The organism is Ignavibacteria bacterium, from assembly GCA_016873845.1.
Classification (GTDB): domain Bacteria; phylum Bacteroidota; class Ignavibacteria; order Ch128b; family Ch128b; genus JAHJVF01.
Genome location: VGVX01000071.1, coordinates 1 through 14542, shown reverse-complemented (window position 1 = coordinate 14542; position 14542 = coordinate 1). Strand labels below are relative to the sequence as shown.

At 36.6% G+C, this 14542-nt stretch carries 11 protein-coding genes; 3 read left to right on the top strand and 8 right to left on the bottom strand.

Annotation, left to right across the window (positions count from 1 at the left end; translation table 11 throughout):
• The 5 genes from FJ213_11100 to FJ213_11080 form a co-directional block, all read right to left on the bottom strand.
• Positions 1-332: 2Fe-2S iron-sulfur cluster binding domain-containing protein (locus FJ213_11100; GenBank protein ID MBM4176700.1), on the bottom strand; the 332-nt coding region annotated here is incomplete at its 3' end.
• Positions 333-342: 10 nt separating this feature from the next.
• Entirely contained in the window at positions 343-1206 is an 864-nt protein-coding gene (locus tag FJ213_11095) for a hypothetical protein (GenBank protein ID MBM4176699.1), read from the bottom strand.
• The gene (locus FJ213_11090; GenBank protein ID MBM4176698.1) at positions 1203-3611 is read right to left on the bottom strand and encodes a xanthine dehydrogenase family protein; all 2409 of its coding nucleotides are present in this window, start codon (positions 3609-3611) and stop codon (positions 1203-1205) included. The genes FJ213_11095 and FJ213_11090 overlap by 4 nt, the downstream gene beginning before the upstream one ends.
• Before the next feature lie 27 nt (positions 3612-3638).
• Positions 3639-4988, bottom strand: coding sequence for an amidohydrolase family protein (locus tag FJ213_11085; protein ID MBM4176697.1), 1350 nt, complete (start codon positions 4986-4988; stop codon positions 3639-3641).
• Positions 4989-5122: 134 nt separating this feature from the next.
• On the bottom strand, positions 5123-6589 hold the full coding sequence (locus FJ213_11080) for a pyridoxal-phosphate dependent enzyme (GenBank protein MBM4176696.1): 1467 nt from the start codon (positions 6587-6589) through the stop codon (positions 5123-5125).
• A 219-nt stretch (positions 6590-6808) separates the two neighbouring features.
• Between FJ213_11080 and FJ213_11075 the strand changes: the two genes are divergently transcribed.
• From FJ213_11075 to FJ213_11065, 3 genes are all read left to right on the top strand, one after another.
• The gene (locus FJ213_11075) at positions 6809-7693 is read left to right on the top strand and encodes a tetratricopeptide repeat protein (GenBank protein MBM4176695.1); all 885 of its coding nucleotides are present in this window, start codon (positions 6809-6811) and stop codon (positions 7691-7693) included.
• 354 nt (positions 7694-8047) lie between these two features.
• Positions 8048-8260 (top strand): type II toxin-antitoxin system HicB family antitoxin, encoded by a 213-nt coding sequence (locus FJ213_11070; protein MBM4176694.1) that lies wholly within the window; start codon positions 8048-8050, stop codon positions 8258-8260.
• A gap of 217 nt (positions 8261-8477) precedes the next feature.
• Entirely contained in the window at positions 8478-9227 is a 750-nt protein-coding gene (locus tag FJ213_11065; protein ID MBM4176693.1) for an ABC transporter permease, read from the top strand.
• Here FJ213_11065 and FJ213_11060 read toward each other — a convergent pair.
• The 3 genes from FJ213_11060 to FJ213_11050 form a co-directional block, all read right to left on the bottom strand.
• The gene (locus FJ213_11060) at positions 9220-11982 is read right to left on the bottom strand and encodes a PAS domain S-box protein (GenBank protein MBM4176692.1); all 2763 of its coding nucleotides are present in this window, start codon (positions 11980-11982) and stop codon (positions 9220-9222) included. The two genes, FJ213_11065 and FJ213_11060, sit on opposite strands and share 8 nt — an antisense overlap.
• Positions 11897-13117, bottom strand: coding sequence for a DNA recombination protein RmuC (rmuC, locus tag FJ213_11055; protein ID MBM4176691.1), 1221 nt, complete (start codon positions 13115-13117; stop codon positions 11897-11899). Before rmuC ends, FJ213_11060 begins: the two co-directional genes overlap by 86 nt.
• A 410-nt stretch (positions 13118-13527) precedes the next feature.
• Entirely contained in the window at positions 13528-14091 is a 564-nt protein-coding gene (locus FJ213_11050; GenBank protein ID MBM4176690.1) for a hypothetical protein, read from the bottom strand.
• Positions 14092-14542 lie beyond the last annotated feature (451 nt).

Genomic DNA, 14542 nt, shown 5'->3' with positions numbered 1-14542 from the left:
GAGAGTACCATGCCAGGTGTACAAAATCCACATTGAATTGCACCATGCTTCATAAAATTTTCTTGAAGCGGATGCAGCTTGCCATCTGACGCAATTCCTTCGATCGTAGTAATCTTACAACCATTAATTTGTGCGGCAAGAACAAGACAGGAGTTTGCCGTCTTTCCATCTATTATAACGGTGCAAGCTCCACATTCTCCAATTGCACAGCCCTCTTTTGTTCCGGTAAGGTTCAAATCTTCTCTCAATAAATCGATCAATCTACGATTTGGATTTACGGAAAGAACAGTGTCTTTTCCATTCAAATTAAATTTAATCTTAACTTTTTTCATCTTTACAGTTTTACTCATGGCACACACTCTCTAAAAGCTTATAAAACATTTGCTGCACTACAGGAAGCTTGTAAGGAGTAGACCACCTTAATCCCGTAACTTTTAAAATGGTTCTACCAAGCTCAGCAGAAAGTTTTTTAAGAAACTCAGAATCAGCTTTCTTACCCAAAGCCAATTTTTCTAGTTCATAAAATCGTACTCCAATTGGAGTAACAGCTCCGCTTGCAATTCTAATATCTTTTATGATTGAATTTTCTAATTCCACCAAAACAGCGAGCGAAATCCTGCTGATTGCAACTGCCCTTCTTCTGCCAAGTTTGTAAAAATCTCCTTTAATATTTTTTTTCTGCAAAGGGATAATGATCTTCGTTACGATTTCATTTTTTTTTAGTTTGGTTTTATAGGGTTCTATCAAAAACTTTTCTAAAGGAATTTGCTTTTTGCCTCTGCTTGAACAAATTTCAACTTGAGCGTTATAAACTAAAAGAGGAGGAACACTATCCGCACACGGAGCATTGTTAATAAAATTGCCTCCTAAAGTCGCTCGATTTCTAATCTGTGTACTTCCAACTGTTGAAGCTGCTTTAACAAGTAGTGGTAATTCGGATTGAATAATTTCATTAAACAACAATTCGCTGAAACTTGTGCAAGCACCGATTTCTATTCTATCATTAAATCTTTTTATCTTTTTTAATTCTTTTATGGAATTGATATCAATGAGAAATTTTATATCATTAAATCGTTTCGACTCGATTTGAAAACCGGGAATTACATCCGTTCCACCGGCAATCAATCTTGCATTTTTATCTGATGTGAGTAATTTGATTGCTGATTGTATTGATTTAGCGCTAACAAAATTCAACTGCGGAATCATAATGCGCTCCCCCTCTTCAAATCTTCGGGACGAAGTTTTCGTTTCAATAAAACTTCTTCGAGATTTATCGGTAGATTTCTGAATCGCACACCAATAGCATTTCGTATTGCATTATTAATCGCCGCAGCAGTTAGTTCAAGTGTTGGCTCGCCCAACGACTTAGCTCCCCATGGTCCATAAATATCTTTTCCTTCGATAAAGATTGGTTCGATCTCACCAATGTCTTTACTTGTCGGGATAATATATTGATCGAAATTCAAATCGCGAATCTTACCATTAAATTTATCTAACTCTTCCCACAATCCGTAACCTGCACCTTGAGTTACTCCGCCAAAAACTTGTCCTTTGGCTCCGATAAGATTTATTACATGGCCTGGGTCGTGCACTGCGATGAACTTATCTATATAAACTTCTCCGGTTCCGAGATTTACCGTAACTTCGGCGACATGGCATCCATAAACGTAAGTAAAATAGGCCGGTCCTTGTCCAAGTTCTTCATCCCAATGGACTTTAGGACCCGGATACCAACCAAGCGCGGCCATGTGAATTGCTTGATTATAAGCCAATGAACAAAGCTCAGAAAATGAAATTTTTTGTTCAGGATTTTTTTCAGGAAACACAATATCATCCTTGAAAATTATTTTTTCTCCAGGAGAAAGATTCCATTTTAAAAACAAAAGCTTTTCAAATCTTTCACGAAGAAGGTCAGCAGCATTTTTTACAGCACTTCCACCCATTAATGTCGAACGAGATGCAACCGTCGGTCCGCTGTCAGATATAAGTGCAGTATCATACTCGAGATAATAAACTTTGTCTACTGGAATTCCGAGGACCTCGGAGACAATTATTGAGTAAGCGGTTTTCATTCCTTGACCATTTTCTGCTAGTCCGCATAAAAGATAAGCCGAGCCATCTAATTGCAAAGAAAGATAAGCTGCCGCTGCATCGATACCTTCGGCGCCAAGCGAGCAGCCGCGAAAACTGACTGCAAGCCCAATTCCTTTTTTAAAAAGGTTTGATGGATGCACGAATTCATTTTTTCCAAGAATTAAATCCTTGGATGTGACTTTTTTGTCAAGTCTGTGAGTGGGTAATTCAATCGCTTTCTGATTAATATTATTGATCCACTTCTCTCTGAAATTTGTTTTATCGATTGCGATACCAAGTACTGTGAGTAAATTGACATCATGATTCTCAAGCTTATGTCCGCTTGCAGTTACTGAGCCGGCACGATATCCATTGATCCCGCGAATTTCATCAGGCGTCATTCCTAATTTAATTGCGATCTCGTCCATAATCGATTCTTGTGCAAAAATAATTTGCGGCGAACCGAAACCACGCATAGCTCCGGTGTAAGGATTGTTCGTATACACTGCACGAACATCCGTCCAAACATTTTCAACTTCGTATGGACCAGTTGCCTGAACAACGCTTCGCCAAGTTACAAACGGGCTTAGCGATGCATAAGCTCCACCATCGGCGATGATATCGATTTTCATCGCTTTGATTTTTCCATCGCGTTGGTAACCGACTTTGTAATTCATCACATACGGATGACGTTTGTATGATTCAAGAATTGATTCTTCACGCGAGTACCGAATTTTTACAGGTCTTTTTGTCTTCAATGCAGCCACTGCCGCACGAGCCGAAAGAATACACATCGTATCATCTTTTCCGCCGAACGATCCGCCCAATTCTGCTTGCTCGACCCTGACTTTATTCAATGGGTAATTTATAGTCTGGGCAACAATTTTTCTCGTTGTAAATGGATTTTGAATGCTTCCAATTATTCGAATTCCTTTATCACCTTCGAGAGGAATTGCAATTACGCATTCAGGTTCTATATAGGCATGTTCAATATTTGGAGTTGTATACGTCTCTTCTAAAATGAATTCACTTTCTTCAAAACCTTTTTCGACGCTTCCTTTTCTAAGGGGATAATGAACGATTAAGTTCGTACCTAATTCTGGATGAATCAGGGGTGCATCTTCATTCATCGCCTTTAATGGGTCGGAAAGAATTGGAAGATTTTCGTAATTAACTTTCGCTTTCTTTGTAAGCTGATAGAGTTCATCAACAGATTCACCGACAAGCATCGCAATAACATCACCAGGAGTAATAATTTTCTCGTAACAAAAAACCGGCTGATCTTTTTTTACAAGTCCAGCGATCTTTTCACCAGGAATGTCGTTGGAATCGCAAATTGCTACAATAGCCGAATGTTTTTCAATTTCAGAATAATCAATTGATTTAATGTTTGCATGTGTTGTCGGGACTCGAACCATTACTCCATACAACATTCCGGGGAATTTGTAGTCGTCTGCGAATTTTGCTTCGCCAATTACTTTGGCATAAGCATCCTGACGGATTACTGGTTTGCCAACTATGTTAAAATCTGATTTCATTCAATTAGAAGTTAATTAAAAACATATTTATGTTAAACTCTGGAATTTCTCTGCAAGTCTCTTCCCTTGTACAAATATTTCTTTGCTTAATTTATTTTGGTCAATTCCAGTTAGCTGTAAATTATTCATTAACCATTTTCCATTTTGCATTACTGAATTGACAGAGCGTTCAGTAATACCGTAGACCCAATGGCCGAAGAAGTTTTGCTCGCTCATCGGAGCGGGAGGGACGTAATCCCAAATTACAATGTCGGCACGGTCTCTAACTTGCAATGAAGTGTAATCCGGAAAAAATTTCTTTACAAAATCTATCTGATCAAAATAAATCTTTTGTATCCAATTAAAGCTTTGCTCGAAACTATTTCCCTGATGACGGTGCAATAGAAATAGTTTTTTGTATGAATTTACAGGATCGGCATGCATTCCGTCGGTTCCGCATAGAATTGGAATAGATTTCGGAACAGATTCATAATTTGGCAGTCCTACTGAGTTATTTAAATTTGAATCGGGATTGTAAACAATAGCACTTCCAAATTTCGATATTATATCGTAATCATTATTCTCAAGGTGAATTCCGTGTGCCAAAATACTTTTTTCATTCAATAGATTATTTTCAAACAATCGTTGGACAGGATTTTTCCCAAATTTTTCTAAACTCAATTCTGAATCGGATTTGTCTTCACAGAGGTGAATGTGAATTCCGCAATTGAATTCATTTACATATTTAGCAACAGTTTTAAGTGTATCATTCTCAAGTGTGAATGATGCGTGCAAACCATACAGTGATTTAATGTTTTCAGTTTGAAATTTTGAGAAGAAAGACTCGTTTTCAATAATCGCTTGATTAGTTAGCTTATTTCCATTTCTATCTGACGTTTCGAAGCAAAGAACTCCACGCAAATTGAAATCATTAAGCACCTCGGCTGTCGTTTGCAAACTCCCAATCGTAAAACTTGGAGATGCATGATGATCGAAAATATATGTAACTCCATTTTTTATCGATTCAAATGCAGCCATCTGCGCAGATGCTCTCACCATTTCAAGATCGAGCGCGAGATCAAGCTTCCACCAGAGATTTGTCAAAATATTAAAAAAGTTACTTGTATCACCGGTAACATTTAATCCTTTTGCTAGTCTTGAATAAAAATGATCGTGAAAATTTACATTTGGAATTGTAACTATTCTTCCGGCAGCATTAAAATCGTTCGGATCGGAAAGCGTTTGAGCCGAATTGAATTTCTCAAAATCTTTTTTAATAACTTTATTGATTTTTCCGCTTTTGATGGTAACATCTGCAAAAGTTGGTTTGACAGATTTATCTTCAATCTGGCAGAGCCAAGCATTTGTTATTCTTATTTCGTCTTTAGCTTTTGACATTTTCTTATAGACAAAAATTATTATAGGAACACGGATTATGAAGATTGTTATAATTTATTAAGATTTTAGTCATGATTAATCCTGATAAATCTCCGAAGGAGTCCTTTGGACATAAAAATCTGTGTCCCATTTAATCATTTACCTAATCCAACTTTATTATTGAACTCTTCAATCAACTTATCCCACTCAGGTACAATAGAAAACCTTTCATTCCAATAATTATCATCATACCACTGTGCATTTAGTTCTTCCACATTTTTTCCCTGCTGTTCGACCCAAGTGAAATATTTTAAATTATGAATTGCTTTTTTATCAAAGTAAGTAAGCTCTTTCATATTATCAATTTTTTGCTTCTTTAAGAGAGACGTCCAATCGATCTCTGCCTGTTTCAGGGAATAACTTCCAGACTCTTGGTTCATTTCTTCAAGACGGGAACGATACATTTCTACCGAATCGGTAAAGATAGTAAAGATCACATCATTCTCATTAAACTCAAAATACTTAGCAAGTTTAATTGCTGAGATCATGTTACTTATTGATGAAATTCCCATCCAAGAAAGCTGCGATAATTGTGTATCATCGACTTCTATACTTGACAGATATTTCTGCCCGTCATCTTCGTTGAATAATCTCAAAACCCGCAACGGATCCTCATCGTCAATCGCAGTAACAACATCAGTATTTTTAACATTGTGTATCCAAGGGATGTGCTTATCGCCAATTCCTTCAATCCGGTGCGCACCATAACCGTTCATCAACAGTGTTGGGCATTGCAAAGCTTCCGAAGCGGTGATTTTAATCATGGGAAATTTTTCGCGAAGATAATCTCCTGCACCAATTGTACCAGCCGAACCTGTTGCGCTGACGTACCCGCTCAGCCGTTGATCTTTTAATTTAATTTGATTAAACAAAGTTTCTATCGTTGAACCGGTAATTTCGTAATGCCAAATTGCATTACCGAATTGATCAAACTGATTGAAAATTAAATATTCATCGCTTTGTGCTTCAAGTTCGTGACATTTATCATAAATTTCTTTTACGTTGCTTTCACATCCGGGAGTCGCATAAACTTCCGAGCCGATTTTTTTCAGCCACTCGAATCTTTCTTTGCTCATTTCTTCTGGTAAGATGGCAACAGCATGAACTCCGAGCAAAGCGGAGTTGAATGCACCGCCGCGGCAGTAATTTCCCGTACTTGGCCAAACAGCTTTATGGTAATCTGGATTGAATCTGCCGGTAACTAAGTATGGCGCCAGACAACCATAAGTTGCTCCCACTTTGTGAGCGCCCGTTGGGAAAAACTTTCCAACCAAACCGATTATTCTTGCTTTTACACCAGAGATTTCTTTTGGGATCTCAAGAAAATTTATATTTCCGATCTCACTACTTTTTGAATCATTTCTCCAATTAATTCTGAAAAGATTGAGTGGGTGAATTTCATCCATTCCAATCCTTGCGAGTTGCGATTGAATTGATTTTGAAATTGTGTTTGGTTCTTTTAATTCATTGAAGGTAGGTAGAATAATATTTCTCTTTTTACATCGTTCAATCGTTCTTTCTAGATTATCGACGCTTTTTATTGACCAATTCCATTCGCTCATGAAAAATACCTAAATAGTTAATTTTTGTTAATTTCCTTACAAAGATAAAATTTTTCCGACTTGAATGAAGGGATTTGTAAAAAATCCTCCCCCGAATTGGATTTGCCGCTTAAACTGAGAAGTACAAAAGAAAATATAATTTCTTGAAAATCCTTTTATTTATAGTTAATTTCCTGCCGTTATTTTATTGAAATTTTAACAATATGGGTTTCATACGATATGAAGTCGCCAATTAAAATACTCGTTATTTTGTTTGTGATCTCGATCACATCAAATTTATATGCACAACAATTTCCATCAGGCTACGACATTTTTGAAAAAGCGAAAAATGCAGTCGCCATCGTAAATGTATATGATGAAAACCGCAATTTACTACGCATTGGTGCCGGTTATACGTATACTGCGGATGGACAAATTGTAACATCACATTCGCTCGTAAATGGAGGGACTTACGTTAAAATAAAAGTGAACGATACAGAATTCGCTCCGAGTGCGCTGTATAAAATCGACCGCCGACGTGATCTAATTGTCTATAAAGTAGATGGTAATAATTTGCCTTTCCTTCCAGTCGGAAATTCTGATAATGTAAAAATTGGCGATAGAATTTTTACAATAGGAAATCCAAAAGGATTTGAAAGATCATTCTCCGAAGGAATGATAAGCGGAAAAAGAGATTTTGGTGCCGGGAAAGTATTTTTCCAATTTACCGGAATGAGTTCGCCTGGTATGATAGGGAGTCCATTATTAAATGAATATGTTGAAGTAGTCGGCTTGATATCATCAAGAAGCTATATGAATGAAAGCATAAATTTCGCGACACAGATAAACAGCTTGAAGCCGATACTTGAATCAACAGAAGTGAAAAATTATTCCGTACCAAACTTTTTTGTTTACGAAAAACCCCCGACAAATTTCAACATTGGTCTTTCGTATGAAAGTATGGGCAATCATTCAACCGCGATCTGGTATTATTTGAAATCGCTCAAAGATGAAGTCAAATCGGATACTTTTCGGCGACTTGCTTACTGCCATGAACAATTAGGCAATATTAAGTTTGCTGAAGATTACTATCGTAAAGCCCGCGAACTTGATTCAGTTAATTGAACTGAAACTTTTTGTTTGTTCGTATGTTGCATTTTAAACTACCATTGTAGTAAAGTTTAAGACTATAAAGAACTTTTAATCATATCTAAAAATATTTTAAATGAATAGAGATGAAAAACTCATACTTAAAATATTACAAGGTGGTTCAGATTCAAACATTCCTTTCGATGAATTATCCCGACTATTGAAGAATTTAGGATTTGAGGAAAGAGTTAGATGAAGTCACCATATTTTTCGTAAAGAGGGAATCATCGAAATGATAAACTTACAGCACGATGGAGATAAAGCAAAACGATATCAAGTACGACAAGTTAGGAAATTATTACTAAAATATAATTTGGTGAAGGAACTATAATGTACAAATATGAAATTATTATTTACTGGGATAAAAATGATAAAGTTTATATCGCCGAAGTACCAGAGCTACCTGGATGCAGCGCTCACGGAACTACCTACGATGAAGCCCTGACGAACATAAAGGAAGCAATTCGTCTTTGGATTGACACTGCAAAAGAATTTGGTACTCCGATTCCTGAACCAAAAGGTCAGCGATTAATTTATGCATAAACGGATTGTCTTAACTAAAAGTTTGAGTAAATCGAGCAGATAACATCGAAGAGGAGTTCGAAATTTCAATTTCTCAGAGTAATTTTCTTAAACCATTTTTCAATTACTGAAGGATTGATTTTACCATAGCCATAATTTTATTTAGATTGTTTTATTATTTTTAATTTAGTTTTTCAATAAAAGAAACCAATCCTTGTTAACAACTGCATTAGACAAAATCGGCTCAAAGACTCTCTCATTCTTAAATGAATTCGGTGAGATAAGCACTCTCTTTTTTAAAATTCATTTCAGCATGGCAAGAGTTTTTCGTGATCGAAAACTCATCCTTAAACAAATGGAACATATCGGCGTCGATTCACTTCCACTTGTATTTATAATTGCGATTTTTACTGGAGCAGTTTCTGCCTGGCAGGCTGCATACCAATTAAAAGGGCTCGCACCGCTTTCGTTCATCGGAGGTGCAACAGTTCGTGCGGTTATAACTGAGTTAGGTCCTGTTCTTACTGGAATTGTAATCGCAGGGCGAGTCGGTGCATCAATTGCTGCAGAGCTTGGTACGATGAAAGTCACAGAACAAATCGATGCGCTTGAGACAATGTCAATTAATCCAATTCGATATTTAGCTATGCCAAGATACTTAGCTGCATTAATCATGATGCCGATATTAGTAATTTTTGCCGATCTGATTGCAGTTTGCGGCGCCTATTTCGTTTCAAACTTCTTCCTTGGAATTTCGTTCAATGTATTTTTTGAATCCGTAAGAAGTTTTTTTGTTTTCGGTGATTTTGTTTATGGATTAGTTAAAGCAACTTTTTTCGGGGCGTTTACTTCACTGATTGGTTGTCATATTGGTTTTAAAACTGAGGGAGGCGCAGAAGGAGTTGGGCTTTCGACCATTCGCTCATTCGTTCTTTCAGCCGCGATAATTTTAATTCTCGATTATATTCTCTGGAATCTGTTTATTTAGGTTTCTTCTCGACTAGAGCTGCCTGCTGCTTTAATTCAAAAAAATATTTGTGCAGCTCATTCCCCAATTCTTTTGCAAATTCTTTTTGTAGTAGGTATTTAATATCAGAATCGTTAGACGCTGAAATCGAGTCATCAACGATCCAGATATTTTGAAGTGTCTGATGCCATTTCTTGATCTTTTTTAATTCGTCTGTACTCCCATTATTTCTATTGTCAAGAATGATCAATGAGTAGTATTCTCTTTCAATACTTTTCAGCTCCTTCGAAACATTACCGATTTGAATTTTATAATTTCTAAGCTCCCCTTTTAATATTTTTTCAATTTGTTTATTTACGAGTGAATCAGAAATGAAAACTTTCGGCACAGCGATTTTTAATGTAAAGAAAATCTTTGTCCCGCCTGAAGATTTATCCGCTTTCTTCTTCTTACCACTTGCTTTAATTGGGCTCTCAATTTTTAACTCACCGCCGTGAAACTGTACGATCTCCCTGCATAGTGAGAGCCCGAGCCCGGTTCCGCGTTCCCCCTTAGTTCCTCTTCTCGAAATTTTTTCTCTGAAGTCGAATAATTTTGATTGGATTTCTTTCGGTATCCCGATTCCATAGTCGGTGACGCACAATTCAATAAGACCGTTTGGCTTAAGCTGTGAGGTAACTTCAATTTTACTTTTCTCGTGACTGAATTTTATAGAGTTGGAAAGAAGATTAATCAACAATCTCTCAAAAAGATGCCCGTCGATCAGAACTACTACGTCATCAACACCGCTGATAATTTTAATTTCTTTTTGATGCGCCAGTCCTCCTACAGAATTTATTGCTTCACGAACTGCAAAACGAAGATTTCTTTGAGTTGGAGAAAATTTCTCTTTGCCGGATTCAATATTTGACCAATCGAGTAAATTCGTTATCAAATTTAATTGATGCTTCGCAGACGAATGAACTAAGTTCAAATAATATGAAAGTTCTTTGTGATCCGCAGTGGGCTGTTCTATCAAGGCATTAACCATTCCAATTATACTTGCAGTCGGTGCTCGCAGATCGTGAGAGAGAATTGATAAGAATCTATCTTTAGTTTCGTTCAGCTTTTTGTATCTTAATTCAGAATCTTTAAGCTCTTCATGAATCATTTTCTTTTCAGTAATATCTCTCGAAATTGAAAGAATGACCGAATCTTTATATTCAGGAAGCTTTATCAGCAGATTCTTCTCCTCAATGATTTTACTTTGGCCATTTGAGGCGGTAAAAGGATATTCAAATTCAGAATATTCCTTTTTGGATTTTATAAAATCTTGAAAATATTTTTTGTAAGAATTCGGATCTGAGCTCAACTCTGCATTCCTTCGGTTAAGGAAATCCTGTTCACTAAACCCGTAAAGCTCACAAGCTTTTTTATTCACAAGAAGAATGCTTCCGGATTTGTTGGATAATTTAAGGGCATCGTCGGATTCGTTCCAAATAGTTCTGAACTTTTCTTCGTTGAGCTGGAGTTTTCTTTCAGCTAGCAGCTGCTCTGTTCTATCACGCAAAAAGAGAAGAATGATTTTTTTCCCTTTAATCTCCATCAATCCAGCAGAGACTTCACACTCGATAATTTGTTTTCCACTGTGAACTTTCCAAATGAACGAATAAAATTGATTTTCAACTACGTTTTGAAGTGCATTATCTAAATATTCATCCTGACCCGACTTTTTGGATTGACCGTAGAAAGAAAACTCGCTCAGCGTCAATCCAAATATTTCATCTTTACTCTTGGAAAAAAGTGTTTCGGCTTTGCTGTTACAATCGATTATCCCTTCGTCCAAAGAATATATTACGATAGGTTCAATTGCCGATTCAAATAATTGCGAATACTTCAGCTCGCTGCTTTCATACTCTTCACTCAATTCTTTCAGAGCAGTGACATCATTTATTGTTATATAACATTTTAAAAACTGCCCATGAATATCAAAGAGTGCACGTGCATCTATTATACCTTCGAGAAGTTCATTATTCTTTTTAACGATTTGGACTTCATAGTTAGATAAATGACCAGTTTTTAGTAATTCATTGAATCCATCGGTGCTGAACTTTTGCTTTGAACCAAATGTCAACAAATCAAAAAGCTTTTTCCCAATAATTTGATTTCGTGAATAACTCGTTTTTACATACCAATGAGCATTTGCATCGAGGATAGTTCCATTTTGGTCGAGAGTCGTAATCATTACCGGCGTGTTTTTGTAGAATTCCTCGTACTTAATTTTTTCTTCCAGGATTGACTGCTGAGATTTTTGCTGATCGGTTGAATCAAGAAGTAAAATTCCCGCAGTATGATCATCTAATCGAAAGAATTTAATACTTAATATCTTTTTCTCTTGGCTTTTTTCTAAGACAAACGGATCAATAATTTCGCTGGATTTTTTCTTTACCGCTTTACGTACTTTACTTTTAGTTTCCTTCCAATAATCATAAGGCCAAAATATTTTTAACTCTTTACTTATAGCATCTGATAAATTGATTTCAAATAAATCTTGAGCTTTTGGATTAAACGACTTTAGAATGACTTTCTTTTCTTCATTTCGTACAACGATTAAAATTGGATCAGGAAAGTTATCAATAATTGATGAGTTTACATCTTGAATTGATGAACTCTGAGAAAATGTTTTTTTGATGGAAGTCTCTTTATTCTCTTTAATCTTCTTTTTCATCATTTTCCTGCGGGGATGAGGGGAGAAGCAATGACTCCATTTTGATTCCGGATTCCTGCCTAAGTTCATCGATTTGAACTAAAGGTTTTTCAAGTTGATTTCGGCGTGTTGACATTAACGATTCATATTCTTTTTTCGCATCGTCAATCCTTCTTCCCATTTTTTCGAGCGACTCAATGAACTTTTCCCACTGTTTGTGAAATGTGTTCATCAACGATATTATCAGCGATGCTTTTTTCTCTAAGCTGAAATTATCAACTGCCTGACGGATAATTGCAAGAATCGCATAGAGTGTGATCGGGGAGCAAAGAATAACTTTCTGCTTCAGCGATTCATCAATGAGATTTGAATCGTGTTCCATCACAAATGAATATATCTGCTCATTCGGTATGAAGACGAGTACATAGTCAACAGTATTCTCATCAGGATTAATGTAATCACGCGAAGTGACTTCTTTTATTCTGGCGCGAATATCGCGGAGAAAAATTTCTTTATATTTCTTCTTCTCAGTGTCGTTTTCAGTATTCAAATAAGCGGAATAATTATCCAGCGGAAATTTTACATCCATATTCACAGAGAGATCGTTCGGGAGAAGAAATGTATAATCTGGCCTTGTGCTGGTTGACTGCAGAGCTTTTTGTTTTAAGTAATTTATTCCCTCTTTTAATCCGCTGAGACGCAATATGTCTTCCGCCATTCTTTCTCCCCACTGCCCCCGAGTTTTGCTGCTTGCAAGAGCATTTTTCAATTGACTCGTTGAATCGGAAAGTTCTTTTGTGACTCTGCTTTGCTGCTGGATCTGCTCGGCGAGTGTGCTGAATTTTTGCACTCTATCTTTTTCTATCGTCTTCATCAGATCCTGAACATTTGTGAGCTCATCCTTCATCGTCTTCAAAGTCTGATCGATTAATTCTTTCTTTTCGTTTAAAGTTAGATTTCCAGATTGAAGCTGTTTTGAAAGAGTCTCATTGGCAAGTTTCAAAAATTGTTCAGTGCTTTTGCTTAATGCTTCGAATGAAAGACTGGTGAAAGAGCTTTTTAAATAATCAATTATTAATTCTCTTTCTTTTTCCTTATCACTTTCCGCAGCAGAGATGAATGATGCAGCCATTTGATTCATATCCTTCTTCCGCAGAAGAAAAAAGATCAGCACTGCAGCACCGCCGATAAAAAATCCGAGAATAAAAATTAAAATCGATTGCATTATCTGAAAATTTTTTGAAAATATATTAAAAATTCAAAAGAGAAGCCCAACTTTTTGACACCTTTATTCTGCCAGCCACTGAACATTCGGTGGCTGATAAAAGAGTTGACACTGAAAAGTTGGTGTCAAACCTAAAAACCGAAGAGATTCTATCTTTCAAAATGTATCTCGGAACCTAAAAAGATAGAATCTTTCAACACATCAGAAAAACTGTCACCGAGGGGTCGGTGACAGCAGGTAAATCAAAAAGTTCAGCTTGATAGCCACTGACCACTCAGTGGCAGATAAATGAGTTGTCACAGAAAGGTCGGTGACAGCATAACCAAGGTAACATCTTTTGCTTGTCAGCCACCGACCACTCGGTGGCTATTCATGTGATGGACTGGATATACTGGTTCTTAAATGGCTGATCATTTCAAAATTATACCACCTTTATTAGTATTGACTTTAATAACAGAATGATCTCCCTTGCTATAATTCCTAGCGCTTGAATATTTATAGAGTTCTGGCTTTTCGACCAAACCCGATTCGACAGGATTTAAGTGAATATAATTAAGTTTGGTCCAGAACATTTTCGAATCTCTAATAACTTGATCATCAAACCTCTTCATCCAGAACTTTCTTTTTCTGTCTTTATACTCTACAGCATGTTTCTCAAATAGACTTATTAAATCATATCTGTTTTCGTGTTCGAGAAGTTCCATTACGTCCCATGCAGAATATTTCTTTATATCTCTCATTATATCTGAAATTGATCCAGATGCCGGATTAACTTCAACAATCCAATGAAAGTGAGATGGCATGATTACATAAGCGAGTATTTCAAATTTATATTTCTCCTGATAGTGTTTTATATTTTTTACTAAAGCATCACAACATCTGTCGTTTGAAAACACATCGAGAAAGTCAACAACTGTTGTTGTCACGAAGAAGTATGTTTCACTCGATAAATTTGAACGTCCTCTTATGGGCATCTCGCTTAATTTGTTTTATTCTAAATTAAATCATTTGAAGTAGAAATAAAAACTATGTCACCGAGTGGCCGGTGACGACAAGGTAGGCCAGGCCAGAATTGCTCGCCACTGACCATTCAGTGGCGAAAAGTATCGTTGTGACAGCCACCGTCAATACGGTGGTTTTCACACTACCAGCCGTTAATTGCAAGCTGCCGAACATTCGGCGGCTTACCTAGTCTCGTTAACATCACTTAGCAGCTCATAAAAAAACTGTCACCGAAGGGTCGGTGACAGCAGGTAAAACTCAAAAGATTCTATCCCGACTTTTGTCGGGATAGAATCTTTCAACATCGACTCAACAAAAAAAATGCCCGACTAAGAATAGCTGGGCATTTTTCAGTTCGGGGGATCTTATTATCCGGGAACCGCAGCTTAATAACATCAAAAAATACCATCCCGATAAAACGAG